This is a genomic window from Halosolutus sp. DAT137 (assembly GCF_059736405.1).
Genome location: NZ_JCAQID010000007.1, coordinates 422,641 through 446,995 on the forward strand (window position 1 = coordinate 422,641; position 24,355 = coordinate 446,995).

Here is a 24,355-nt window from a genome sequence, read left to right on the forward strand (position 1 = left end):
AAATTATTTTTGCATCCCTGTCGCTGCTGTGGCACGCCTTCAAATTTGGACGGGTCACCTCTACTCCCTGAATTGGTCGGTCTCAAGCGATCGAACTGGCCCCAGCATTAACTACGGCCTCGGTGTACGACGCTCGATGGCCGACACGCCGAACGTCCTGTTCGTGCTCACCGATCAGGAACGGTACGACTGCACCGCCCCCGACGGGCCGCCCGTCGAGACGGAGACGTTCGATCGCCTCGCGAGCGAGGGGATGCGATTCGAGCGGGCGGTGACGCCGATTAGCATCTGTACGAGCGCCCGCGCGTCGCTGCTGACCGGACAGTTCCCACACGGACACGGGATGCTCAACAACAGCCACGAAGCCGACGCGATTCGGGCGAACCTGCCCGAAACGATTCCGACCTTCTCGGAGGAACTGGCGGCGAGCGACGGCGGGTACGACCTCACCTACACGGGGAAGTGGCACGTCGGCCGCGACCAGACGCCCGAGGACTTCGGCTTCTCGTATCTCGGGGGCAGCGACACGCACCACGACGACATCGACGACGCGTTCCGCGAGTACCGCGAGGAGCGGGGGACGCCGATGGACAACGTGGAGTTCGAGGAAGCTGTCTACACCGGCGGCGGTGAGGGAACGTTCGTCGCCGCGAAAGCCCCCATCGAGGTCGAGGATACCCGCGCGTACTTTCTGGCCGAACGGACGATCGAGGCGATCGAAGCTCACGCGACGGGCGACCGCGACGGCCCGTTTTTCCACCGGGCGGACTTCTACGGGCCGCACCATCCCTACGTCGTCCCGGAGCCGTACGCGTCGATGTACGACCCCGAGGCGATCGAACCACCCGAGAGCTACGCCGAGACGTTTGCGGGGAAGCCGCAGGTACAGGAGAACTTCGTTCACTACCGCGGCGTGGAGGGGTTCGACTGGAACACCTGGGCCGACGTGATCGCGAAGTACTGGGGGTTCGTGAGCCTGATCGACGACCAGTTCGCGCGGATTCTCGACGCGCTCGACGAATACGGACTGGCCGAGGAGACGGCCGTCGTGCACGCATCCGACCACGGCGACTTCGTCGGCGGCCATCGCCAGTTCAACAAGGGGCCGCTGATGTACGACGACACCTATCGCATCCCGCTGCAGGTTCGCTGGCCGGGCGTCACCGAACCGGGGTCGGTCTGTGGCCGGCCCGTCCACCTCCACGATCTCGCGCCGACGTTCCTCGAACTGGCCGGCGTCTCGGTTCCGGAGTCGTTTCACAGTCGCAGTCTCCTCCCACTGCTCGAGGGCGCCGACCCCGACGGCTGGCCGGATTCGACCCTCTCGCAGTACCACGGCGAGGAGTTCGGCCTCTACACCCAGCGGATGGTCCGAACGAGCCGATACAAGTACGTCTACAACGGGCCGGACGTCGACGAACTGTACGACCTCGATCGCGACCCCGCCGAACTCCAGAACCTGATCGATCACCCGGCGTACGCCGACGCGCGATCGTCGATGCGGAAACGGCTCGTCGAGTGGATGCACGAAACGGACGACCCGCTCCGGGGCTGGGTGCCGGACGTGCTGGAGGACGGGCCGTAGTCCCACCGGACTCGAAACGGAAGCGTACGTTTACGGTTCTAAAGCGGCTACCGGTTGCTATGCTCGCAGACGTCACGGATACGGAGGGAGATCGATGACGGGCAGGGAATCGGGCGATCGAGCGACCGATCTTCACGAGGCTGGCGACCGCGCGGAAGAGATCGCGGACGCACTCGAAGCCCTCGTCGTCGAACTCCGCGACGAACCGGTCAAAGCGTCGCGGTTCGAGGGGCTGTTCGACGAGGCGAGTACGAGCGATCCGGACATCTGGAACACCGTCACCGCGTTCATCGACGTCGAAAACGGCGAAGCGATCGTCACCGACGAGTCGAAACTGGCGGCCGGAAGCTGGGCACCCGAAATCGTCGAGGACTGCGATACGATGGTCACGATCGAGATCGAGTACGGGATGATGCCCGACGACTTCAAATACCGCGTCGGGAAGAAGCTGAGCCAACGGATCGAGGAATTTCGGGAGGAGGCCGCAAGCGCGCGTCAGGAGGCCGCCGAACTCGAGGAGAGCGAGGAAGGCGGCTGAAAGGGCCCCGGAGGGATAGACGACGCCCGAGAGGGGCTGACGGACAGCAGTCAGTGTGGAACTGTCGCGCTCACTCGACGACGACCCGTTCTCGCTCGAATTCCCCGGCGGAGTCGGTATCAGCGGCCGCCCGCCAGCGCCACGAGCCGACCTCGAACGGGTCGAGCGAGACGATTACGTACGATCGATCGGGCCACGTGGCCTGCGCCTCGTCGGTTGCGCTCGGTCGCGCCGGCCCGCGCGGGTGGGAGTGGTAGAAGCCGACGATTTCCTCGCCGCGCTCTTCGAGTCGTTCGAAGATCGCCAGTTGTTCCTCGGGATCGACCCGGTAGCGCGTCCGAGCTCGGTCAGCGACGTTTTCGGCGGGGTACTGCGATCGAACGCGGCTTCGCGTTTTGGGGTCGTATTCGCCGCCGAGGACGCCACAGATCTCCGCGGGAGCGCCCGCTTTGGCGCGATCGACGATCGCGTCGCGAACGGTCGAAGGAAGGACGATCACGGGTTCGAGTCGATCGCAGTCCCCGACCCCGTTTCGGTCGGGTTCGTTTCGCGGTTTCCGGTGTCGCCCCCGCGGCCGCCAAGGTCGTCGAATGGAACCGCAACGTCCCGGTCCGGCGCGTCGAACCGGTCCCGTTGGACGATCCCCGCGATCGCTTCGAGCGTGTCGACGAGTCGCGGGCCGGGTCGGTTGAGGTAGTGGTGGCCGTCCATCGCCCAGACGCGTCCGTTCTCGACGGCGGCGAGATCCTCCCACCCCTCGCGGTCCGTAAGATCGCTGCGGTTCGCGGCGGTCTGGTCGAGTCCGAACCCGCACGGGGCGACGATGACGAGTTCGGGATCGTACTCGCGGATCTCGGCCCACTCTCTCGGGCGCGATCGGTCGCCGACGTCGGCCAGTCCGTACTCGCCGCCGGCCCAGTCGACGAGTTCTGCGGTCCAGTGGCCCGCGATCATGACGGGGTCGGTCCAGTCGAAGATCGCGACCCGTGGGCGATCGTCGACCCCGAGGTCGGCCGTTGCGTCGCGTACAGCGTCGATCCGGCCCTCGAGTTCGGTACGAACTTGCCGGGCGCGCGCTTCGCGATCGATCGCCCGGCCGATTCGATCGAGGTCGTCGAGGACGTCGCCCACGCTGTGCGGGTCGGTCGTGAGAACGTCGGGGTCGGCATCGATCGCGTCAATCGCGTCCGCGACGATCACTTCATCGACCGCACAGACGTCGCACATCCCCTGTGTGACGATCAGATCCGGATCGAGAGTGTCGAGCGTCTCTGTGTCGACGTCGTAGACGCCGTCCGCCGTGTCGGCCGTGTCGAGAACTTGCTGGTCGATCTCGCTGCTCGAGACGTCAGCGTCGATACGAGATCGGGTGATCGAGGGCACCGACTCGACGCCGGGCGGGTAGTCACACTCGTGGGAGACGCCGACGGGTTCGACGCGGAGCGCGGCGACGGTCTCGGTAGCCGAGGGAAGCGTCGTGACGATTCGCATACGCTCCCTACGGACGGGAGCATGAAAAACAGCGGCGTCGCGGCGGATTGCCGGATCGACCGGTGGCGTTCAGCGTCCGTCGATCGAGTCAGAATCGTCGTCTTCGTCGTCCGCGTCGTCCGCGTCCGTCTCCAAACCGTCGTCAGTCTCGTCCCGTCCCAGCACCTCGTCCTCGTCTTCGTCGTCCAGATCGTCGTCAGTCTCGTCTCTCCCCAGCATCTCCTCTGTACCTGTCTCGTTCGCCGTCTCCCTGGAATCCGTTTCCTCGTCCGGTTCGCCGTCGGCCGCAGCCACGATATCGATCTCCGTCACCGATCGAGCGCCGGACACAGACTCGGTACCGACATCCGCGGGTAAGTCCGTGCGATCGTCGTCCCCGAAATCGAACTCGTCAGTCTCGAGCGGCCGCCCGTCGACGTCGATCGTCCCGTCGGTGATGTCGATACTGACGCCTCTGCGCTCGCCGTCACGGCCGACGAGCTGATTCCCCGCGGACTCGACTCGCTGATTGACCGCCCACGCAAACCGCAGGACGGACTCGAACTCGGTGCCGGCCTGACGAACCGTTCGATCGGTCGAGAGAGTCCCGAGGCTCCGAGCACCCTCCGGGTGGAGGTACTGGATCGGGTGGTCGTTCGGCACCTCCCGGAGGTCGACGTCGAACGACCACAGAAAGGGGAGAAGCTGGACCGCGTACCCCTGCGGTTTCGGCGCTCGTCGCCCCGCGGCGGTCAGTGCGAGACTGATGGCTGGCGACTCAGCGTCGGTATCGAAGTAGAGACCGTCGACGCCCGGAATCGAGATTCGCATACTCGACCGGTGACACTCGGGACAGGTGAGTCTACTGACGGCAGTTTCAGCCCGGTTTTATACGATCGGCGCAGAAGCAGTCGGAGATTTCGGCTCAGAAGCTGTCTGCGAACTTATCCCGCCGGTTGACGTCGATCTCGCTCACGCTCGATCCCTCGCGTGTGGCGGCGAACACGATCGCGTCGGCGATCTCCGCGGGTTCGCTGGCCTCGTCGGCGTCGAACGCCTCCGCGAACGTCCGGCCGTCGGTCGTCTCGAACTCGGAGCGAACTTCGGCGGGGTTGACGACGGTGACGCCGACGCCGTCGGCGCCGACCTGCGCGGCGACGCTCTTTGCGAACCCTCGCGTCCACCACTTCGAGGCGGCGTAGACGGGGTTGAACGATCGCGGGTACTGGCCGGCGAAGCTCCCGACGAAGATGAGGTGGCCGGCGCGCTCGCGGACGTGCGGGATGGCTGCCCGAGTCGCGTAAAAGACCCCGTCGGCGTTCGTCTCCTGGATCGTCTCGTACTGGTCGGTCGTCATGTCGGCTACGTCGCTGCCCCGCGAGAGACCGGCGTTGTTCACCAGTACGTCGATCCCGCCAAAGGTTTCGACCGTCTCGCTAATCAGGTCATCGACGGCGGCCTCGTCGCGGACGTTCGTCGGAACGACCAGCGTCTCGACCCCGTGGGCCGTCTCGATCTCACCGGCGAGGTCCGTCAATCGATCCTCGCTTCGCGACGCGAGAACGACGATCGCACCCTCCGCGGCGAGTGCGCGACAGGTCGCCGCGCCGATGCCCGCGCTCGCTCCGGTGACGATCGCGACCGCTCCCTCGAGTGACTCGGATACCATACTCGAGGGACGGGTGCCCGACCCTAATGCGTTCGGGACGGCAACGCGTCCGAACGATACCACAGCGTGTGACCTGCCGACGATCGAGTGTCGCGTGGTCGCGTACGCAACTCTCGCGGGGGACTCCTCCTGAAACGACACCGAACTGTCCGATGAATATATAGTATACGGGTACTAACAGGTACGGTGTCATGGGGGACAAGCAGGGGGCGACAAGCGGCGGGGCTATCCAGGCCCCGGCGGTCAGCGACGTTCTCGAGTCGTGGACCTATCGATCGACGCCGACCGACAGTTCGGCGCTGGCAGAGCATCTGCGATCGGCGTTTCCGAACGCGACGGTTCGTCGCGGCTCGGGAACCAACGCGGTAGACGTCGTCGTCGGTGGCGTGGGAGTCGCGTTCGCACACCGGTTGACGCCAGCGTTTCGGCGCAAAATGGGCATTCTCGCCGACGAGTACGACGATCTCGTCGTCTACTCGACGAGCTGTCACGCGGACGCACCGAGCGAGTGGGAACGGTTCAAATACCGGTGGACGAAACGCGGCGGCGAGAAGACGATCCTGTTCGTCGAACGGGCCACCCGGTCGACGACCGCCGAGGAGGCTGGATCGAAGCGCGCGCTCGTGGGAATTCCGGTCGCGATGGCCCTGATCAGCGGCCTGTTGCTCGCCTCCCTCGGGCTCTTCGAGCCGGGCAGTGCGACGTTCTCGACCGCGGACACGGCAGTGTTGCTCGTCGTCTCGATCGGACTCGTCAGCGTCGCACTCGCCAGCGTCTTCGCCGGCCGTCGCGTGTTCCGGTCGCTCGTCGTTCGCCTCGCACAGTAGCGGCGGTCGCCGGATGGCCGATCGTTGATCGCCGCGCCCGAATTCTCGATCGTCGAGCGAGTGGCCACAATCTTGATGTGACGGTCGTCGAATGCGTTCTGTATCCCAATGTTCTTCCCGGGCCGCGTCACTGCCCCGTCGGGCGGCGTTCGTTTCGCAACCGACGACACTGTAGGGGCCGGCGGTGCTGTGAAAACTGGCGATAGCGTGAGGTGGGATACCCGTGCGTAGCGAGCACCCGACGACGTTCAGTGCGCGGATCGAGGAGTACTGGGACTGGGTCGCCGTCGCGCTATTTCTGTTGCTGACGGTCGATCTGCTGACCTCGATCTACGCCGCGGCCGCGGTCGGTCTCGAACACGAGTCGAACCCCGTGATGGCGTGGCTGCTGGCCCAGCCGCTTGCGGTCGTCGTGGTGATCTACACCGCGATCGGCGCGCTGGTCGCCTGTTGTTTCGCCGTCCTGTTCGACCTGACCCGGGAAATCCCGCACGCGTATCGGCGTCCCGCACGACTCGCCGTCGAGGCGTTTCTCGGCCTGCTCGTCGCCGCCGGGCTGTTCGTCTTCGCGAACAACTTGACGGTGATCGTGTTCGGAAGCGGGCTCTTCTGACGGAGAAACCAGTACGCGCGACGAGACCGTCGGAAACGATGAGACGGACGTTCAGCGGTCGTCGAGATCGTACAGTTCGCCGTACTTCGACTGGACGTACTCGAGGAAGTAATCGGCGGTGAACGCCTCGCCGGTCGCACGTTCGATCAGGTCGGGCGTCGTATACTGTTTGCCGTGCTGGTGGACCTGCTCGCGGAGCCAGCCGTTCAGGTCCGCGAAGTCGCCCTCCCGAACGTTCTCGTCCAGGTCGCCTACCTCGTCCTCCGCGGCAGCGTACAGCTGTGCGGCGAGGACCGACCCCAGCGAGTACGTCGGGAAGTAGCCGAAGCTGCCGTGAGACCAGTGGATGTCTTGCAGACAGCCATCCGCGTCGGTGTCCGGCCGAATTCCGAGATACTCCTCGTACTTGTCGTTCCACGTTTCGGGCACGTCCTGGACGGCGAGGTCGCCCGAGATCAGGTCGCGCTCGATCTCGAAGCGGATCACGATGTGGAGGTGGTAGGTGAGTTCGTCCGCCTCGACGCGGATGAGATTGTCGTCGTGGACCTGGTTCGCTGCCTCGTAGGCCGCCTCTGGAGTGACGTTTTCGAGGGAGGGGAACCGCTCGCGAGCGATCGGCAGGAAGTGCTCCCAGAAGGGGCGCGATCGACCGACGTGGTTCTCCCAGAGGCGGGACTGGGATTCGTGGACCGAGAGGTCGCGGGCCTCGCCAAGCGGCGTGCCGTAGCCCTCGTCGGGCAGGCCGAGCGTGTAGTTCGCGTGACCGAACTCGTGGATCGTCGAGGTGATCGAGCCGAGCAGGTCCTCGGGTTCGAAGCGGGTCGTCACGCGGGCGTCGAACTGTGTGCCCGAGGAGAACGGGTGCGGCGCGGTGTCGAGTCGACCGCGAGACCAGTCGTAGCCCAGCGAGTCGAGAACGTCGCGGGCCAGGGCCTCCTGATCGTCGTCCTCGAACGTTCCGGCGAAGGCGTCCGTCTCGAGGTCGGCGTCGCTGTCGTCGATCGCGTCGATCAGCGGGACCAGTTCGTCCCGCAGGCGTTCGAGGACGCGCTCGGCCGTCTCGAGGTCGAGGTAGGGCTCGTAGTCGGCAAAGAGCACCGCGTACGGGTCGGCGTCGGGGTCGATATGGGTCGCGTACTCGCGTTTGAGGTCGACCAGTTTCTCGAGCGTCGGCGCGAAGTGTTCGAAGTCGTCGTCTTCTCTGGCCTGTTTCCACGTCGGGTGGGCGTTCGCCGCCGTCGCGGAGATTTCCTCGACGAGCTCGCCTGGAACGCTCGTTTCGCGATCGTACTGTCGGCGCACCTCCCGAACGACGGCAGCCTGCTCGTCGGCCAGATCACGGTCTTCGAGATCCGCGAGCAGCTCGCCGGTTTCGTCGTCGGTCAGCAGTTCGTGACTGATCGACGACAGCGTCGAGAGCTGTTGTGCGCGGGCAGGCGTCCCCTCGTCGGGCATGACGACCTCCTGATCCCAGCGCAAGATTCCGGCGGCGTTGCCGACGTTCGAGATGCGAGTGACGCGCTCTTCGAGTTGTTCGTACGCCTCGACTGTCTCCGGTGGGGACTGATCCGTCGCCATCAAAAGGGAATTACCGGGGCAGCGGTATCAACGTCGTGGTCCCCAGCACACGCTGCCGTCTCGATGACTGTCGCCCTCGCGCAGGGCAGGCCGGTCGCGCTCGGTCCGTCTCCACCGACTCCGACCTGCGCGCACACCCATGGAACTGATGTGTGCGTAGAACGTGCAGGCCGCGAACTGTTCGGTCGCAGCGGCGATCGTCCGGTATGGTCGTTGCATCCATCATCGTGTTCGTCGTGAGTTTGCTCATCGGTGCGCTCGGCATCTACGTCGGCGCGCGGGCGATCGTCGGCGCAGCCGACTACAGTCACGCGATCGTCACCGCCTTGATCGGCGCGATCGTCTGGGCGGTCGTCGGGTTTTTCGTGGGCTGGATACCCCTTCTGGGGCCGCTGCTCGCCCTGCTCGCGTACGTTGCCGTGATCAATTTCCGGTATCCGGGCGAGTGGACGGCTGCCGCGATGATCGGACTCGTCGCGTGGGTGACGGTCTTCGTCGCGCTCTACGTCCTCGCCGCGGTCGGGATCACCGGCTTCGAAGCCGTCGGCGTACCGGGCGTCTGACCGGGTTCCCGAAGTCAAGCGGGAGCCGTCTCGAAAGTCGAGACCGGCGCACTCCACTGCCTCGAGAGCGTGACAAACGGTATCCGCCTCGGCCCACAACTAGCCACAGATGGGATTTTTCGAGAACCTCGGGCGGAAGGTCGGCGAGTTCACTCAGGAGGCGAAAGCGGCTGCGGACGACGAGGCAGCGTACGCCTGCGAAGACTGTGGGGACCGGTTTCACACGAACCAGGCGGAGTGTCCGCAATGTGGTAGCGAGCACGTGATCGCTCGCGAGACACCGTCGGACGCGGCTGGGACGGACGAAATCGAAGACAGAGACGATGATCCCGACACCGAGTAAGCATCGGCCGACGGCGCGACGCTCGTTCGAGAACGACTCACCGAAGCCACAGCTCCGCGGCACGTCGGTAGGTCTCGCCACAGCGTTCGAGGACGTCGATCGAGACGCTCTCGTCGTCAGTGTGAGCCTCGCCGGGTTCGGCCGGGCCGCAGACGACGCACTCGGTGCCGGCCCTGGCAAGCCAGCCCGCGTCGGTCGCGTGCGGTTTCGTCACGAACTCGGGTGACCCGGACTGGGACCGCTCTGCGGCGGCGAGTACCGTCTCAGCGAACGCCTCGTCTCGACACTGCATTGGCGGTAAGTCCTGGTCGACGGCCCACTCCACCCCCGGAATCCCTTCGACCCGATCGATCGGAGCCCGGTCGCCCGGTACCGTTCGCTCGTCGATCGTCACCGTACAGCGATCGGGAACGACGTTCCACGCGCTGCCGCCTTCGATTTCGGTGACGACGACGCTCCCGGTCATCGTCTCGCCGGCGACTTCGATCGATGGCGGGTCGATCTCGCGGACCAGATCGACGGCGTCGGTAGCACGGTAGATCGCGTTCTCTCCAGCCTCGTGTTCGCTCGCATGGACGGACTCGCCGCTCGCGGCGATCGTACTCCCCCGGCGGCCCTTGTGGGCGACGGCGACGTCGGTAACCCCCTGCGCCGAGTAGCCCGTCGAGCCCTCCCCGACGATGGCGTAGTCGGGCGCGAACCCGTTCTCGATCGCGTGGCGCGCCCCGACGCCGCCGACCTCTTCACCGACGAAGCTCGCGAAAACGAGTTCGCCGCCAGGGGCTGCCTCGCCGGAGTTTGTCCGGTCCTCCGAACTGGGTCGCACCTCGCTGTCCCTGAAGGCGATCATGGCCGCGGCGACGGCCCCTTTCATATCCGCCGTGCCGCGACCGTAGAGGCGGCCGTCGCGTTCCTCGACGACGTACTCGGGATCGCCAGTACTCTTGCTATCAGCGGCTACCTGCGAATCCGCCGGCGGGACGACGTCATGATGGCCGACCAGCGCCAGCGTCTCCGGGCCGCGCCCCTTGCGTGCGATCACGTTCCCGGCCGCGTCTCGTCGCACGTCGGCATCCGTCTCCCGCCGGAGCCAGTCCTCGATGCGATCGCCGGCGGCCGTTTCGTCCTCGTGGCTCGTGATCGAGGCGAGTTCGGTCGTCAGTTCGACGATCGTCATGGGATCGGGTTTGCGGGCCGGGGAGTTGATTGCACCGACTGTTGGCGCGCTACCGGTCGGAAGTGCGAGACTGGCCGGGCCCTCCGTGTGAACACCCTTATGAACGTACGTGACCGAGTCCGGGTATGCACGTCGTGCCGGATACGAGCGTGGTCATCGACGGCCGCGTCTCGGCGTCGATCGACACTGGGCAGTTCGAGGGAGCGACGATTTCGGTTCCGGAAGCCGTCGTCGCGGAACTCGAAGCGCAGGCCAACGACGGGATCGACAGCGGTTGGGACGGTCTCGAGGAGCTAAAGCGCCTCGCCAACCTCGCTGACGAGGGCGTCATCGATCTCGAGTACGTCGGCGAGCGCCCCGACGCGATCGAGCGCGGCCACGCCGCCGAAGGCGAGATCGACGCGCTGATCCGCGACATCGCGGAGGAACTCGGGGCCACGTTCCTCACCAGCGACATCGTTCAGGCCGAAGTCGCACAGGCGAAGGGTCTCGACGTCGAACGCGTCTCCCCGGAGGTTCGGGAGGTCGGGACGCTCGCGATCGAGGAGTTCTTCGACGACCAGACGATGAGCGTCCACCTCAAGACGGACACCGTCCCGATGGCCAAGCGCGGCGAACTCGGAGAGATGCGCTACGAGCCGGTTGCAGACGAACGGACCGACGAAGCGCAGATGGACGAGTGGGCCCGCGAGATCGTCGACGGCGCGAAGGAAGCCCCCGGCGGCTTCATCGAACTGTCCGAACCCGGAATGAAGATCGTCCAGTTCCGGGATTACCGGATCGCGATCGGTCGCCCGCCATTCGCGGACGGCATCGAGATCACCGCCGTCAGACCGATCGCCCAGACGGATCTCGAGGACTACGAACACGCCGACGAACTCAAAGCGCGACTGCTCGAACGCCAGCGCGGGGTCCTCGTCTCGGGATCGCCCGGTGCCGGGAAGTCGACGCTCGCCCAGGCGGTCGCCCGCTATCTCAACGACAACGAGTACGCGGTCAAGACGATGGAGAAACCGCGAGACCTGCAGGTCGGTCCCGAGATCACCCAGTACACCGAACTGGCCGGCGAGATGGAGAAGACGGCCGACGCCCTCCTGATGGTCCGGCCGGACTACACGATCTACGACGAGGTCCGCAAGACCAACGACTTCGAGGTCTTCGCGGACATGCGCCTCGCAGGTGTCGGTATGGTCGGCGTCGTCCACGCCACCCGACCGATCGACGCCCTCCAGCGGCTGATCGGCCGCGTCGAACTGGGGATGATCCCCCAGATCGTCGACACCGTCGTCTACGTCGAGGCCGGCGAGATCGCGAAAGTCTACGACGTGAAAACGGAGGTGAAGGTCCCGGCGGGACTCACCGAGGAGGACCTCGCCCGGCCCGTCATCCTCGTGACGGACTTCCAGACCGGCGAACCGGAGTACGAAATCTACACCTTCAACCGCCAGGTCGTTACCGTCCCGCTCACCGACGAAGAGGGCGGCCCCGCGAGCGAGTCCGGCGTCGATCGCATCGCCAAACAGGAGATCGAACGCGAGATTCGCTCCGTGGCGCGAGGCTACGTCGACGTCCAACTCAAGAGCCAGGATACGGCGATCGTCTACGTCGACGAAGACGACATCTCGAGCGTCATCGGAAAGGGGGGCGGCCGAATCACCGATATCGAAAACCGACTGGGGATCGACATCGACGTTCGGACCCACGACGAGAACCCGAACTACGGCACGAGTAGCGGCGGTGCGAGCGCCAACGGCGGAGGCGGTGGCAGTCGCGGCGGTGCCAGTCCGGCCGGCCAGATGGTCCAGCCCGAGATCACCTCCCGGCACATCGTGGTCCCCGTCGACGGCAACCACGGCGAGACCGTCGAAGTGCAAGCCGGCGGCGACTACCTGTTCACCGCGACGGTCAGTCGCGGGGGCGAAATTCAGGTTTCGCGTGGCAGCGCGATTGCAGACGAGTTAGAGCAGGCGATCGATCGCACGGAGCCGATCACGGTCGTCCCGTCGTCGTAGGCCACTGGACAGCGAGTGAGCGGCGTGACCGAGCAGCTCTTTTTTGGTGGCAAGCGAGACGCTTCGCATCTCGCGGCACGTGCGAACGCGTTGCGTTCGCAAGACAGACTTTTCGAGGAGCGGTGAGTGAGCGGGAGCGAACGAATGAGAGTGTGATCGAGTAACAACTAGTTGTTTAAGCGGTAGCTTCTTATACGAGACGAATGATTGCTTATTTGGGACAAGGAACCAGGAAGACATACAATGTCCACAGATAGTAAAACGTTTGTCTATACAGAGGGCGATCGAACTGACACCCCGTTTCTCACGGATCGCGGCGCACTCACGGATACCCGACTGCGGATTCTCGAGGAGATCGGGGCGCGCGTCGCTGACGCCGGTGCCGACGGCGTCGTCGTCCCCATGAGCGGCGGCATCGATTCGACGGTGACGGCAGTTCTCGCCGCCGAGGCGCTCGGCAGCGATCGCGTCCTCGGGCTTGGCCTCCCCTGTCACAAGGCCGAACAGGCCGGGGTAAGCGACGCACAGACGATCGCCGAGGGGCTCGGCATCGAGTTCGAGCGCTGCCAGTTACGGCCGTTGCTCGACGCCTTCGAGGACACCGTCGGGGGCGACCTCGAGACGGCACCCGGCGAGAGACCCCACGAGCGCAACGACGCGCTCGGAAACGTCCTCGCGAGATTGCGGATGATCAGCGCGTACTACGTCGCAAACCGAGAGTCGCGACTGGTGCTTGGCACCGCGAACAGATCCGAGCTGCTGCTCGGCTACTTCACCAAATACGGTGACGGGGCGGCTGACGTGTATCCGATCGGGGATCTGTACAAGACGGAAGTGCGGGCGCTCGCAAAGCGACTCGGCGTTCCGCGACGGATCGTGAGCAAAGAGCCGTCGGCGGGATTCTGGGCTGACCAGACTGACGTGACCGACCTCGGCGCTCGCTACGATGCCATCGACCCACTGTTGCGACGATTCGTTGACGAGGGCGAATCGATCGACGATGCCGCCGATGCCATCGGGATCGATCGCGAAACCGCCCGCGATATCGGTGCGCTCGTCGTCGACTCCACGCACAAGCGACGCCGTCCGCCGACGCCAGGAATCGGGGACCGAGAATCGGGCGTCAACAGTGTCCCGTAGACATGCACCTACTCGAAGGGCAGGCAACAGATGGGGTCACCGGTCGAGAGACGCAAAACCCGATCGACGAAAATCCCATCCAGATCCGATCGACGAAAATCCGCCATCATAGCGCTACTGGCGGTAGACTTCGGGATTGCGCCACCAGAACAGTCCCCAGGAGAACATGAAGCCGATACCCATCGCGAGAATGTCCTGGACGATCTGCCAGAGACCGAGATCGACGATCGCCGCGAGGACGAGCGCCGACCCGAGCGCCGCTCCAGCGACGACGAAGATCACGTCACCGACAATGTGTTCCCGAGAATTGTCCCAGTACTGTTGGCGGTCCTCGTCGTGCCAGACGCCGATATAGATCAACACGGGCGACATGGCGGTGATGACGGTGATCACCTGGAAATCCTGTGATAATCCTCTCGGTCCGAACACCGCAACGTTGAGTACGTTCGCAGTAATCGCCGCGAGAAACAGGCCGACCAGCAGCCAGCCCCACCGGGGCAGCGTCTCCTTGTCCATACCGGAGAACCGTCACCGCGGGAAAATAATCCTGCCGTTCCATCGCGATTGTCCGATCCGCCGACCGATCGTCGCTACTCCGCACAGCAGGCGTCTTTTTTCGGGGACTCCTCGACACCGTTACCGTCGGCCGCGACGGGTTCTTCGATCCGATAGAGGCTCTGTCGAGCGTCAGCAAAGTAGATATCTTCGTCGACGATGCCGATCTCTTCTAGGCGTTCGAGTGCGTATCGAACCGTTCGGGCTGAGAGCATCGACTCCTCGACGATCTGTTTTTGTGTCAACGGCCCGTCATACTCGAGAACTTTGAAGACCAGTTTTGCACTCGGTGGCAAGTCTTCGATTTCTTCCCCGTCGGTCTCTGCCATATTACGAATCGAAAGCTCCCAGCAGTATAAAAGTTGAGCCTTACTGGATGAGAAATCCGACATACTATTCTATAGACATCCGTGCGTAAATTGTTCCCTAACGACTCATATTGGCCGAAATCGACATAATTTGACCAATTAGTCAGTCCGCGGAACTGGTACTTGAATCCCCACGGAACGTCGACAATCGGATCGACCGCATCCGCCGCTGGTGCTGATCCCCGTCAGCGGCTTCTGATGCTGGTTTCCGCCGGCAATTCGATGATCGTCAGCGGCTCTCCCTCCGAACGGCCGCCGACCGAATCGGTCGTGTTTACCCCTCACCGATCATCCGGTCTTCGTCCTCCCACTCCTGTTGTCGCAGTTCGTACTTCTGGATCTTGCCGGTGGCCGTTTTAGGAAGTTCCTCGACGTACTCGACGCGGCGAACGATCTTGTAACTCGCGAGACGATCGCGCGTATAGGCGGTCAGTTCGTCGGCTGACACCGGCGGTTCGTTGGGATCGCCGTTTGCGGGCACGACGAACGCTTTCGGCGTCTCACCCCACTCCTCGCTCGGTGCCGGGATCACTGCTACGTCCGCGACCGCGTCGTGGTCGAACAGCGTATCCTCGAGTTCGATGCTCGAAATGTTCTCGCCGCCCGAGATGATGATGTCCTTCTTTCGATCGCGGATCGCGATCAACCCGTGTTCGTCGACCGTCGCGAGGTCGCCCATATGGTAGTAGCCTTCGAGGCGATCGGTGAACGCTTCCTCGGTCTCCTCGGGCTTGTTCCAGTAACGGTCCATCACCTGGTTGCCGCGGACGACGACCTCACCGAGGGTTTCGTCGTCCTGTGGAACGTCGTTCCCATCCTCGTCGACGACGCGGAGGTCCGTCCCGAGAACGCCCATCCCCTGGCGTTTCTTGAGCTGGTAGCGGTTCTCGTCGGTCGTGAGTCGCGACGGCGCGGAGATCGTGACCAGTGGGCCGGTTTCGGTCGCTCCGTACAGCTGTTTGAGCCGCCAGCCGAACTGCTCCTCGACGGCTCGAATGGTCGCCTCTGGCGGGGCGCTCCCGGCGGTCGTCACGCGCACGTCGTTAGCGCCAGCCATCGCAGGGTCGTCTTCCGCGTGGTAGTAGTCGATCAACTGATTGAGCACCGTGGGTGCGGCACAGAGAAACGAAACGTCTTCCGTGGTGATGGTGTCGACGACGTCGTCGGCGTTGACACCGCGTGCACAGACGTGCGTGGCACCCATTCCGGTGACCGCGTAGATGTGTCCCCAGCCGTTGACGTGGAACATCGGCAGCGTCCACAGGTAGACGTCGTCTTCGGTCAGTTCGTGATAAATCGACACCAGATGCGCGTGAAGCGTCTCCGTTCGGTGCGTTCGACAGACGCCCTTCGGATCGCCCGTCGTCCCCGAGGTGTAGTTGATCGTGATTATCTCGTCTTCGTCCAGTTCCGGTTCCTCGAACGCAGGTTCCGACTCCGAGAGCACGGCATCGAACGCCTCCCACGCTCCGTCGACGCGCTCCGGGTCGTTCGTGATGAACGTTTCCGTGGGCACCTCATCCCGGATCGCGTCGATCTTGTCGGCGTACTCGTAATCGGCATAGATCGCGTCGACGCCCGCATCCGAGAGCATGTACTCGTAATCGCTCGACGTGAGCCGGTAGTTCAGCGGGGTGAAAATCGCACCGAGCACCATCGCCCCGTAGGCGGCCTCGAGGTGATAGTGCGTGTTCGGGTCGAGCACGGCAACCCGATCGCCCTTCTCGATCCCGCGGTCCTGTAACGCCCTGGCGAACCGATCGACTCGCTCGCCGAACTCGGCGTACGTGAACCGATCGCCGTCGGCACCGACGATCGCCGTCTCGTCGGCGTAGTAGGTTCGTGCCTGTTCAAGAAAGTCGGTCACGACGAGTGGCGTTTCCATGGCGTATCCTTCAGGAACAACAATGATGTATATTCCGGTCGATCTCGTCCGGTAGGAGAGACGACGCGCGATCGTCCTCGGAGGTGCCGAAGACGTGCGATCGTTTCCGACGGTGCCAGAAGCGCACGACCTCCGGGTCGATAACAGTCGCCGGCGGCGATCAGATCTGTTCCCAGGCGTCCTCGGCGTCGGGATCGGGAAGATCCCGATCGGGACCGAGTGCCGGCGTAGCGTCGGAGTCGGTGCCAACCGGGGCGGGAACCGACGAGTCGCGGTCGAAATTCATCTCGGGCCAGGCGGTTCCCTCCCACTGGCCGGCGTCGGTGTAGTAGTAGACGACGTTGTCGTTGACGACCGCGAACAACCCCCGCTGGCGATCGTGGACGACGCGCTCGTTCGTATCGATCGCCACATCGACGACGTCTTCGAGCGTATCGAGTGCGATGTGGTACTCACCGACCCACATCGGGAGTGAGCCCCGCGAGATCCACTCCGCGTACCGATTCTCGTGGACCGATCGCCGGGCGGCTTTCACGTCGATCGGATCCCGTCCCCGGACGAACGCCGCGCCGCCGAGAGACAGCACGGCCAGCAGTGACAGTCCGCCAACGACGGCAGCGTTGGGCGACTCCTGAACTTCGATTTCGGCCGTCTGGCTGTGACTCGTCGAGTCCTCCAGTGGCTCGTCGAGCCAGTAGGCCCGATCTGTCACTTGCAACGGACTCGACAGTTCCTGCTGGTCGACGTACGTGCCGGTATCGTACTCGACGACGACCTCGATCGAGGTCTCGATGGTACCGACGCCCGTCAGTTGCGCTTCGAGTTCACGCTCCTCGGCGGCGATTTCCGTCACGTTGATGGTGGTTTCGGAGGTCGCGGCACCATCGGCAACGTCGGCTTCAGCCCGTGACTGGTGGTCGACTTCGTCCCAGAACACCGACCCATCACGAGTTGCCTCGTATCGAATCCGAACCTCGTGTGTAACGCTCGTCTCGTCGGTCGGGACGGCTGTCCGTGGGGTGATCGTCAGTTCCGGCGTCGACGAGAGCATGTAGACGGCGTTGTTTTCGAGTTCAGCTCCCTCCTCCCAGAGACCGTCCTCGACGACGACGGCGGTGGTGGTCGTCTCCGTCGAAACCGTCTCCTGGGAAACCTGCTGGGTCGTCGTCGACGTCGACGGAGTGGCGACGACCCATCCCGTCGCGACGAGCGCCAGAAGCGCGATGGCGACGAGGACTATCAGTAGCGTCCGCCCGTGTTTGGCGATAAACAGGTCCAGACGCGGGTTCTCGATCATAGTCGATCTCCAACACCTCGCGATCGGCGCTGATCTCGCGGCCGTCGCTGGTCTCGCATCCGTTGTCTCGAAACTGTCTCTGGTACCACAGGTCCGTCAAAGAGACAGTTCATAGCATCACACATGGATCGGTCGATAATAACCGTACTGGTCCTGCGACCGGCTACGGTCGGCATCAGCGCCATCGTCTGAGCGTCCGCCGCAGTCGTGTCGACAGCGGGACGTGATCGCCCGGGCGGCGAATTCGGAGGTCCGTTCGACCGATCACCACGAACACCACCGCGACGACGACGCCGACAACGACCAGATCGACCGCTGCGATCGCGAGAAGCGGATGGACGCCGTGGAGCCAGACGAGCACGGTCGGCGGGAGCACGGCGAGATACCGGTGTTCCCCGACGTAGCGAGTGTACTCTCCGGTCGATCCGGGGGCGGTCAGTGAGATAGTTGTCTCCCCACTATCGCGAATGCCGACGGTCTGCCAGGCCGGATCGGTCTCGACGCCGCGGCTCTCGGCCTCGTGGACGACGACGACGGGCAGATAGCCCGCGTTGTCGACCGTCCGGACCAGTTCACCGGTTTCGCCGGGAGCGAGCACCTGCGGATCGTCAGTTGGGGAGTCCGTGCTGACGAGACCGTACTCGTACGTTCCCGACGGGATCACCATCGCCGCCGTCGCGAGCGTGACGAGGATGAACAACACGAGTGCGAGCGTCGTCCAGAACGCGTAGACGTTCTTACGAGCGGTCGATCGAGACGTCTCGCGTCTGTGGGGACCGGCGCGGTCGAAGACGAGTCCGAATCCGAGTAACGCGATGCCGAGGGCGACGAGCATCGCCCCCGCGTTGTCCGCCTCGAAGGCCGTCGTGATGCCCAGCACCGGTGCGACCAGGCCGTAGGCGGACTCCATCACCCCGTGGACGGCCATGATCGCCGTCCCGAGGTGGGGAATCGTCACGACCTCGCCGTTTACCTGTAAGGCGACGGCGACGATCTGGCCCTCGTTGACCGGCGGCTCCGCGCCGTCCTGGTCGGTAAACGGATTTGCGTCCCCCCGCGTGATGTAGCCGTCATCGGTTTCGCCAACGATTCGGTGGGTCGTCAGCCCGCCGCCGTGGAGTTCGCGAGCGTTGAACACCACGACATCGCCGTTGCTCGGGGAACCCGTAATGGCGCTCGGAATCGCGACGAAGCCGTCGCCGGCGTTCATCGTGGGCTCCATGCTCCCAGTCGCCACGTAGCCGAGCAAAATCGGCTGGCCGAGCAGTTGGCCGAGGACGAGCAAGAGGACGACAACCGCGACTGCGAGCGTTAGCACCCCCTTGAGCGGCGATTCCGTCATCGATCGGCCCGAGAGACAGTCATGATCGAGTACCCGTTCGAACGACAGATCCGGGCGGCACCATCATAAACGCTTGCGACGTCGGATCCCGGTAACGGCAAAGAGGAGTCCGAGCCCGGCCGCCGGCGCGACGGCGACGGCAGAGGACGAGGAGAACGATCGATCGAGAACCGTGATCTCCCTCGCGTCTCCGACGGTGACGGTGCCCCCGTTCGTACCCTCCACGGGAATTCCGTTGATCGCCAGCGCGTACTCGCCGGACTCGTCGAGGCGGTGCTCGAACCTGACCGTGGTCTCCTCGCCGGGTGCGAGTTCGACCGTTCGCGTGTCGACGACGATGCCCCCGACAGCGAACTCGACGGTCATGGTTCCCGTCGCGTTCCCGGTGTTGACGACCGTCGCGGTGACCACGACCGATTCGCCGGGTGCGATGGTACCGCTCTCGAGTTCGGTCGCCGTCACCTGCAGGTTCGGCGCGGGTCCGTCGGGCTGGCGGACGGTGATCGTTTGGGGCTCTCGATCATCGACTCCGATCTCGAACGTCCCGGCGGTGTCCATCGATCGCTCGAAGGTGACCGTTTTCGACTCGCCCGGCCCGACGTAGACGACGCGCTGATCGACCACGATGCCGTCGACGACGAGTTCGGCCACCCGCAACCCACCCCTGTCGCCGTCGTTCGAGTACGTCGCGTTCACCCGCAGCGTGTCGCCGGTCTCGAGTTCGCTCGCGGAATAGTCGACGGCGTCGAGATCGATCGCCGCGCTGCGATCGTCGTCCTCGTCGTCGTCCGCGTATTTCACGTTGATACTGAACGTCTCGTCCGCCGTGATCGCCGCCGGCGTCTCGACGGTGACACCCACGGTGATCGTGTCGCCGGGAGCCGGTTCGAGTTGCGAGTCCGGCGTCAACTCCACCCCGTTCGCGTAGAACGCCACCCCCTCCGCGTCGTGATCGATCCAGATCGCTTCGACGTCGTCTGCATCCTCGCCCACGTCGATCGTGAACACGTCGGTGATCGTCGTCTTCGCGTGATTGTAGACGCTGATATCGAGTGTTAGTTCGCCGTCTTCGATCGTCGCGTACCGATCGTCGACCGGGGCCAGGGTGACGTCGTCGTTTGCCGGGTCTTCACCCACCGTGATCGCCGCAGTCGGGACTGCGAGTGTCACGAGAAAGCAGATCGCTGCGGCGGTGAATAGGGCGTTGGTGGATGTCATTAGCGGCAGTCATTGGTCGGCGGTCAGTTCTCGGGTCGAATAGTCAACTCACGATGTCTTCGCCGTCAATTCCTTCATTTCATATGGCAATGTTGTATGCCGTGGATTAGCTATTGTCTTCGAGTCTGATGGTTAACTCGTCGGTTTCCTGGCCACTCCCTGCAGTGTTGAGTACAGCGGTTATCGCCTCAGTACCCTCATTGGTGTATTCAAATGTTTCTGCGCCGGAAGTGGAGGAATCAGAGTCTTGGAATTCGAGAATATCGTCTCGACCGGTTTCGAACGTCACGTCGAATGCAGTGTTATCGTTCAGGTTTACAACTCGGAACAGGTCCTTGTATTCGATCGCCGAGTTTGGCGGTAGTTCGTTGTCAGTTGTTCCGAACACGATCGTCACATCGTTTGCCATGAGACTGACCTCATTCCCAGTTGAAGAGAAGGTTCCAGAATCATACTCCGATACCCCATTGTAGTCGGGATCTGTGCCGGAATTATCAGGAAACAGATCGCTTGCAGTTCCGTCTATATCCACGCTGTCGAAATCCGCCGGTTGTAACAGAATATCGACAAATTCGCTCGCGATATTGCTATCGTCGATGACATTGACTTCGAGCGTCCGCTGTGCTTCTGCAGTACTGAACGCACCCGAGCCGAGCGCAGCCCCACCACCCGCAACGATCGTTCCCAGTCCAACTACGACATTCCGTCTGCTGAGTCTCATGTGTTATGGTCTCCATGCAACCGCGCCGGAATCCGACGATCGCATTGACGGATTCGGAACGCGGCTCTTACTCCTTTCACAGCACCCTACCCACTTTGTATTCGGTATCGAGAAGATCATCAGGCCCGACCGTACCCGCTGAAGGGGCACCGATACCGGCGTTCAAGGGCGGCCTGAACCGACGATATCGATCGACTCGCGGAATAATAGTTAAATCAGACACCAGTGCGAGGACAACAGCAGTAGCATTCGATGTCCGGCAATCTCGTGCGGGTTAGGCGGTAGTCGAGATCGTCATCGTGTCGAAATCACCGTCGTTGTTCGTTGCTCTGGTTCGCAGGGTGTATAGTTGACCACTCTGGACAGTCTCACCGGCGTTCGGATCGATTGTCTCCGCGGGATTACCGTTCGGTTTGTATCGGTTGGGGTCCGGAGGAGTAACAATCTTCTCTGCGACGAGCCGACCGTTGGCACTCCCTTCTCGTACTTCGTACCTGATCTCCGCGAGACCGATGTTGGTAGCGCTCTCGTCACGGATGTCAACGGATTTTATCTCGAAGACGTTCCCCTGATTCCCCTGTGGCAGGACGGCAGTGAAATCCTGATTTTTGTCCGGCGAGTGAATCCGGATGTTTCCAGTCGTGTTCCCGCTTTCTGCCTCGACACTCCCGGCAGTTTCTACCGAAACACCGCCCGAAGAACTTACCGTGTAGCCAATTGACCCCGTTGCCGACGCCTTAATGTCGACGAACTGTGAATTACCGGCGTCCAAAGTAAACGTTACTGAACATCCTGATGTACCATCGTTGTCATAAAGCGTTCCATCAGTACAGGTATCTAGTGTAATCTCGTAAGAGACCGATTCGGACGTGTTGTTCGATATCTCAACCATCGGCTCTCGATTGTTCCGCTTGACCGGACCCTGGTCAACGATCCCGACCAATCCCTGTCCCTGCGACGCGGCGCTCACTGAAACCCCCCGCGTCGCGTCGACGGATGCAAATGCGCCGGTGCTGTGTGCTACCCCAGCGACGATCGATGTCGCCCCCAATCCAAGGAACACTCGGCGTTTCATTGTAGAACTGTATGCTCCCAAATAATATAACTCCTCTGGACGTTACAGTCCATCGATCGTAAATTTGCGAAACGGAGAAATGGATTCTACGAGGGGCGGTGCTATATTAGCTCGAGTCGGTCGCAGTAAACGTGATATTCGACGGGATTTCAGTCCCATCGTTAAGATTGAAAGCGACATCGAGATTGACCCCTGTCTCATTAGAATCGAGTGTCAGTGTATCAGCAGTGCCAGTATTATCAACGTCCTCAATAGCGGACCCATCGACAAAATACATTCCTTTGTCATCTCCTTCGGTTACGCCGGTAGCGAAAAAGGCAGATCCACCGGTTGCCGTTACCGTTACCTCGATGGGATTCGATCCGGCGTTCCCTACTTGAAGGCCAGGATTGAACTCAGTAAGTGCCGCCTCATTCAGTGAGTCTTGGTTGAATTCGATAGCCCCGCTCGACCCATCAGAACCATCGTGTAATTCGCTGTTCACTATTTCGAGTTGGAACAGTGCGTTTGCATCACCACTAGTCGAAACAGTCACCGTCCGATCGGCACTGACACTACTAAACGCACCAGTCCCGAGTGCGGCTCCGCCACCTGCGACAACTGTCCCGAGTCCGACTAACACGTTGCGTCGATTCATTCTCATTGTTGAGTTCTCCGTTGGAGACCGTACCGTCGATCGTAGGCATCAGTTACGATCGCGGGGCGGTTCTTATCCAGACCATAGCATCCACCCGTCTTTGTATTAGGCTGCCAGAAGCGCTGAACGGTCACCGATACCGACGTTCAAGGGGATCATGAACGAACAGCAAACGGGATAGCAGGGCTTGAAACGGCAATCGTGAGAGACCATTACAACCACGGAAACACCGCGGAGGTCTGTCTCGCATAGCGATCGACGCTGGTTCGCGACAGACCGTGCCGACGATTACGCCGACTATCCGCAGTATTTATATTAATTCCGGACATTTTGACGTTAATGAAGCGGCGGCTGTTCGTTAGATTGGGGCTGGTCTCGATCGGTGCGGGCCTCCTCCACGGCACCGGCGCGTTCAGTTCGATCGATGCCGGCCGTGGGATCGCAGTGAGCGCGAGCGACGACCAGACCGCGTTGCTCGGGATCGATCGTGACGCGTACCCACCGACGTTCACCAACAACACTGCGGAGCTGTCGATGACGGTGACGCTCGAAAGCGACGCGATGACGTTCGGCGTGGACGGAGACGGCACGTGCGAGGAGCCTGCGACCTTCGATCTCGCCGCCGGAGAGTCCCGAGACGTCGCACTCCGGGGTACTGACGGCACCGTTTCCGTCACTGCCGATCTGGAACGGGACGGAGCCGACATCGGGAGCATCACGCTCGATCGGTTCTTCGAGGCCCCGGGAATCGCCATCAACTTTCAACCGCCTGGGTTCGAGACGCCCGCGGGCTACGTCGCAGACGTCGGCGAGCAGTTCGGGCCGCGAAACTGCCTTCGATACGGCTGGGTGGGGGCGGACAACGACGAGTACCGCGAACGGGGGACGGACGCGGACGGTCGCCGGGACACCCTGAACCACATGGATCAGGATACGGCGAGCGACGAGGAGTGGGAACTCGAACTCGACAACGGCTCTTACGATGTCACGCTCGTGATGGGTGATCCCGACCACACCGACTCGACCCACGACGTGAATCTCGGCGGAACCGCCCTCGAGGAGAGCGACGGCGTCATCGAAGAAGACGGCGGCGGGAAATTCGTCACGTACGAGATCACGGTCCAAGTTACCGACGGGCGGCTCAGGATCGTCGGAGAGGGCGACAACGAGAAGCTAAATTACCTCGAAATCGACGCTGCCGGAGACGGTGGGGCCGGACCGGGACCAGACCCTGATCCGAGCCCGGATGCGATCAACATCAACTTCGAACCGCCCGAGTGGTCCGACGAGTCGTCGTCCGGATACACGACTCCCGAGGGGTACATCGCGGACGTTGGAGACCAGTTCGGGTCGCGAAACGGCCAGACCTACGGCTGGATCGGCAGGGCCAATCCGGAGTTCCGCGAGCGGGGGACGGATCCCGACGCCCGCCGAGATACCCTGATCCACATGGACTGGCAAGACGCGAACGACGAGGAGTGGGAGATCGAACTCGACAACGGTTCCTACGAGGTTACGCTCGTCATGGGCGATCCCGATCACAGCGATTCGACCCACGACGTCAATATCGGCGGGACCTCCTTCGAGGAAAGCGATGGCGTCGTCGACACTCCCGGAAGTGGGAAATTCGTCACGTACACCACCGCCGTCGAAGTCACGACGGGCGCGCTCCGAATCGCCGGCGAGGGAACCAACGAGAAATTGGCGTTCATCGATATCGAACCGATCGGGCGATGACTCTC

Annotated in this window: 24 protein-coding genes; 9 read left to right on the top strand and 15 right to left on the bottom strand. The window is 63.0% G+C overall.

Annotated elements, in window-relative coordinates:
- Positions 1 to 136 precede the first annotated feature (136 nt).
- Positions 137 to 1,585, top strand: a complete 1,449-nt coding sequence (locus tag AC6I6L_RS11745; RefSeq protein WP_497917951.1) for a sulfatase family protein — start codon at positions 137 to 139, stop codon at positions 1,583 to 1,585.
- A 94-nt stretch (positions 1,586 to 1,679) separates the two neighbouring features.
- A complete protein-coding gene (locus tag AC6I6L_RS11750) occupies positions 1,680 to 2,123 on the top strand; it encodes a hypothetical protein (protein WP_497917952.1) in 444 nt (147 codons plus the stop codon).
- Between the two features lie 70 nt (positions 2,124 to 2,193).
- Here the strand turns inward: AC6I6L_RS11750 and AC6I6L_RS11755 are convergent, their stop codons facing one another.
- From AC6I6L_RS11755 to AC6I6L_RS11770, 4 genes are all read right to left on the bottom strand, one after another.
- Positions 2,194 to 2,622, bottom strand: a complete 429-nt coding sequence (locus AC6I6L_RS11755) for a desampylase (protein WP_497917953.1) — start codon at positions 2,620 to 2,622, stop codon at positions 2,194 to 2,196.
- A complete protein-coding gene (locus AC6I6L_RS11760) occupies positions 2,619 to 3,614 on the bottom strand; it encodes an ABC transporter substrate-binding protein (RefSeq protein ID WP_497917954.1) in 996 nt (331 codons plus the stop codon). Before AC6I6L_RS11760 ends, AC6I6L_RS11755 begins: the two co-directional genes overlap by 4 nt.
- A gap of 69 nt (positions 3,615 to 3,683) precedes the next feature.
- Positions 3,684 to 4,424, bottom strand: coding sequence for a hypothetical protein (locus AC6I6L_RS11765; RefSeq protein ID WP_497917955.1), 741 nt, complete (start codon positions 4,422 to 4,424; stop codon positions 3,684 to 3,686).
- A gap of 94 nt (positions 4,425 to 4,518) precedes the next feature.
- Complete coding sequence (locus AC6I6L_RS11770) at positions 4,519 to 5,262, bottom strand: SDR family oxidoreductase (RefSeq protein ID WP_497917956.1); 744 nt, start codon at positions 5,260 to 5,262, stop codon at positions 4,519 to 4,521.
- Positions 5,263 to 5,453: 191 nt separating this feature from the next.
- Here AC6I6L_RS11770 and AC6I6L_RS11775 point away from each other — a divergent pair, with 191 nt between their 5' ends.
- Positions 5,454 to 6,089 (top strand): hypothetical protein, encoded by a 636-nt coding sequence (locus AC6I6L_RS11775; RefSeq protein WP_497917957.1) that lies wholly within the window; start codon positions 5,454 to 5,456, stop codon positions 6,087 to 6,089.
- A gap of 223 nt (positions 6,090 to 6,312) precedes the next feature.
- Positions 6,313 to 6,702, top strand: coding sequence for a hypothetical protein (locus AC6I6L_RS11780; RefSeq protein WP_497917958.1), 390 nt, complete (start codon positions 6,313 to 6,315; stop codon positions 6,700 to 6,702).
- A 51-nt stretch (positions 6,703 to 6,753) separates the two neighbouring features.
- Here AC6I6L_RS11780 and AC6I6L_RS11785 read toward each other — a convergent pair whose 3' ends face one another.
- Positions 6,754 to 8,280 (bottom strand): carboxypeptidase M32, encoded by a 1,527-nt coding sequence (locus tag AC6I6L_RS11785; protein ID WP_497917959.1) that lies wholly within the window; start codon positions 8,278 to 8,280, stop codon positions 6,754 to 6,756.
- Between the two features lie 206 nt (positions 8,281 to 8,486).
- On the opposite strand from AC6I6L_RS11785, the gene AC6I6L_RS11790 reads away from it, so the two are divergent.
- Positions 8,487 to 8,843 carry a hypothetical protein gene (locus AC6I6L_RS11790; RefSeq protein ID WP_497917960.1) on the top strand — a complete coding sequence of 119 codons (357 nt, stop codon included), beginning with the start codon at positions 8,487 to 8,489 and terminating at the stop codon, positions 8,841 to 8,843.
- A gap of 109 nt (positions 8,844 to 8,952) precedes the next feature.
- Entirely contained in the window at positions 8,953 to 9,186 is a 234-nt protein-coding gene (locus AC6I6L_RS11795; protein ID WP_497917961.1) for a zinc ribbon domain-containing protein, read from the top strand.
- 37 nt (positions 9,187 to 9,223) lie between these two features.
- Here AC6I6L_RS11795 and AC6I6L_RS11800 read toward each other — a convergent pair whose 3' ends face one another.
- Complete coding sequence (locus AC6I6L_RS11800) at positions 9,224 to 10,363, bottom strand: M20 family metallopeptidase (RefSeq protein WP_497917962.1); 1,140 nt, start codon at positions 10,361 to 10,363, stop codon at positions 9,224 to 9,226.
- A gap of 125 nt (positions 10,364 to 10,488) precedes the next feature.
- Between AC6I6L_RS11800 and AC6I6L_RS11805 the strand changes: the two genes are divergently transcribed.
- On the top strand, positions 10,489 to 12,375 hold the full coding sequence (locus AC6I6L_RS11805; RefSeq protein WP_497917963.1) for a PINc/VapC family ATPase: 1,887 nt from the start codon (positions 10,489 to 10,491) through the stop codon (positions 12,373 to 12,375).
- A 243-nt stretch (positions 12,376 to 12,618) separates the two neighbouring features.
- On the top strand, positions 12,619 to 13,515 hold the full coding sequence (locus AC6I6L_RS11810) for an NAD+ synthase (protein WP_497917964.1): 897 nt from the start codon (positions 12,619 to 12,621) through the stop codon (positions 13,513 to 13,515).
- A gap of 114 nt (positions 13,516 to 13,629) precedes the next feature.
- Here AC6I6L_RS11810 and AC6I6L_RS11815 read toward each other — a convergent pair whose 3' ends face one another.
- From AC6I6L_RS11815 to AC6I6L_RS11855, 9 genes are all read right to left on the bottom strand, one after another.
- Positions 13,630 to 14,031 (bottom strand): hypothetical protein, encoded by a 402-nt coding sequence (locus tag AC6I6L_RS11815; protein WP_497917965.1) that lies wholly within the window; start codon positions 14,029 to 14,031, stop codon positions 13,630 to 13,632.
- Between the two features lie 74 nt (positions 14,032 to 14,105).
- Positions 14,106 to 14,399, bottom strand: a complete 294-nt coding sequence (locus AC6I6L_RS11820; RefSeq protein WP_265109035.1) for a winged helix-turn-helix transcriptional regulator — start codon at positions 14,397 to 14,399, stop codon at positions 14,106 to 14,108.
- A 313-nt stretch (positions 14,400 to 14,712) separates the two neighbouring features.
- Positions 14,713 to 16,323 carry a long-chain-fatty-acid--CoA ligase gene (locus tag AC6I6L_RS11825; RefSeq protein ID WP_497917966.1) on the bottom strand — a complete coding sequence of 537 codons (1,611 nt, stop codon included), beginning with the start codon at positions 16,321 to 16,323 and terminating at the stop codon, positions 14,713 to 14,715.
- Between the two features lie 160 nt (positions 16,324 to 16,483).
- A complete protein-coding gene (locus AC6I6L_RS11830) occupies positions 16,484 to 17,620 on the bottom strand; it encodes a DUF5305 domain-containing protein (RefSeq protein ID WP_497917967.1) in 1,137 nt (378 codons plus the stop codon).
- 175 nt (positions 17,621 to 17,795) lie between these two features.
- Entirely contained in the window at positions 17,796 to 18,962 is a 1,167-nt protein-coding gene (locus tag AC6I6L_RS11835) for a signal peptidase I (protein ID WP_497917968.1), read from the bottom strand.
- 63 nt (positions 18,963 to 19,025) lie between these two features.
- Positions 19,026 to 20,180, bottom strand: coding sequence for a CARDB domain-containing protein (locus AC6I6L_RS11840; protein WP_497917969.1), 1,155 nt, complete (start codon positions 20,178 to 20,180; stop codon positions 19,026 to 19,028).
- A 106-nt stretch (positions 20,181 to 20,286) separates the two neighbouring features.
- A complete protein-coding gene (locus AC6I6L_RS11845) occupies positions 20,287 to 20,901 on the bottom strand; it encodes a hypothetical protein (protein ID WP_497917970.1) in 615 nt (204 codons plus the stop codon).
- A gap of 274 nt (positions 20,902 to 21,175) precedes the next feature.
- Positions 21,176 to 21,976, bottom strand: coding sequence for a hypothetical protein (locus AC6I6L_RS11850; RefSeq protein ID WP_497917971.1), 801 nt, complete (start codon positions 21,974 to 21,976; stop codon positions 21,176 to 21,178).
- Positions 21,977 to 22,082: 106 nt separating this feature from the next.
- Positions 22,083 to 22,619 (bottom strand): hypothetical protein, encoded by a 537-nt coding sequence (locus AC6I6L_RS11855; protein ID WP_497917972.1) that lies wholly within the window; start codon positions 22,617 to 22,619, stop codon positions 22,083 to 22,085.
- 333 nt (positions 22,620 to 22,952) lie between these two features.
- On the opposite strand from AC6I6L_RS11855, the gene AC6I6L_RS11860 reads away from it, so the two are divergent.
- On the top strand, positions 22,953 to 24,350 hold the full coding sequence (locus AC6I6L_RS11860) for a hypothetical protein (RefSeq protein ID WP_497917973.1): 1,398 nt from the start codon (positions 22,953 to 22,955) through the stop codon (positions 24,348 to 24,350).
- The last annotated feature ends 5 nt before the right edge of the window (positions 24,351 to 24,355 follow it).

Bases quoted from the DNA above. Each gene is read 5' to 3' on its own strand.
- AC6I6L_RS11775 (WP_497917957.1), top strand. From the start codon at position 5,454: ATGGGGGACAAGCAGGGGGCGACAAGCGGCGGGGCTATCCAGGCCCCG.
- AC6I6L_RS11845 (WP_497917970.1), bottom strand. From the start codon at position 20,901: ATGAGACTCAGCAGACGGAATGTCGTAGTTGGACTGGGAACGATCGTT.
- AC6I6L_RS11820 (WP_265109035.1), bottom strand. From the start codon at position 14,399: ATGGCAGAGACCGACGGGGAAGAAATCGAAGACTTGCCACCGAGTGCA.
- AC6I6L_RS11765 (WP_497917955.1), bottom strand. From the start codon at position 4,424: ATGCGAATCTCGATTCCGGGCGTCGACGGTCTCTACTTCGATACCGAC.
- AC6I6L_RS11840 (WP_497917969.1), bottom strand. From the start codon at position 20,180: ATGACATCCACCAACGCCCTATTCACCGCCGCAGCGATCTGCTTTCTC.
- AC6I6L_RS11795 (WP_497917961.1), top strand. From the start codon at position 8,953: ATGGGATTTTTCGAGAACCTCGGGCGGAAGGTCGGCGAGTTCACTCAG.
- AC6I6L_RS11770 (WP_497917956.1), bottom strand. From the start codon at position 5,262: ATGGTATCCGAGTCACTCGAGGGAGCGGTCGCGATCGTCACCGGAGCG.
- AC6I6L_RS11835 (WP_497917968.1), bottom strand. From the start codon at position 18,962: ATGACGGAATCGCCGCTCAAGGGGGTGCTAACGCTCGCAGTCGCGGTT.
- AC6I6L_RS11805 (WP_497917963.1), top strand. From the start codon at position 10,489: ATGCACGTCGTGCCGGATACGAGCGTGGTCATCGACGGCCGCGTCTCG.
- AC6I6L_RS11760 (WP_497917954.1), bottom strand. From the start codon at position 3,614: ATGCGAATCGTCACGACGCTTCCCTCGGCTACCGAGACCGTCGCCGCG.
- AC6I6L_RS11860 (WP_497917973.1), top strand. From the start codon at position 22,953: ATGAAGCGGCGGCTGTTCGTTAGATTGGGGCTGGTCTCGATCGGTGCG.
- AC6I6L_RS11825 (WP_497917966.1), bottom strand. From the start codon at position 16,323: ATGGAAACGCCACTCGTCGTGACCGACTTTCTTGAACAGGCACGAACC.
- AC6I6L_RS11810 (WP_497917964.1), top strand. From the start codon at position 12,619: ATGTCCACAGATAGTAAAACGTTTGTCTATACAGAGGGCGATCGAACT.
- AC6I6L_RS11750 (WP_497917952.1), top strand. From the start codon at position 1,680: ATGACGGGCAGGGAATCGGGCGATCGAGCGACCGATCTTCACGAGGCT.
- AC6I6L_RS11745 (WP_497917951.1), top strand. From the start codon at position 137: ATGGCCGACACGCCGAACGTCCTGTTCGTGCTCACCGATCAGGAACGG.
- AC6I6L_RS11855 (WP_497917972.1), bottom strand. From the start codon at position 22,619: ATGAGAATGAATCGACGCAACGTGTTAGTCGGACTCGGGACAGTTGTC.
- AC6I6L_RS11815 (WP_497917965.1), bottom strand. From the start codon at position 14,031: ATGGACAAGGAGACGCTGCCCCGGTGGGGCTGGCTGCTGGTCGGCCTG.
- AC6I6L_RS11830 (WP_497917967.1), bottom strand. From the start codon at position 17,620: ATGATCGAGAACCCGCGTCTGGACCTGTTTATCGCCAAACACGGGCGG.
- AC6I6L_RS11790 (WP_497917960.1), top strand. From the start codon at position 8,487: ATGGTCGTTGCATCCATCATCGTGTTCGTCGTGAGTTTGCTCATCGGT.
- AC6I6L_RS11785 (WP_497917959.1), bottom strand. From the start codon at position 8,280: ATGGCGACGGATCAGTCCCCACCGGAGACAGTCGAGGCGTACGAACAA.
- AC6I6L_RS11800 (WP_497917962.1), bottom strand. From the start codon at position 10,363: ATGACGATCGTCGAACTGACGACCGAACTCGCCTCGATCACGAGCCAC.
- AC6I6L_RS11850 (WP_497917971.1), bottom strand. From the start codon at position 21,976: ATGAAACGCCGAGTGTTCCTTGGATTGGGGGCGACATCGATCGTCGCT.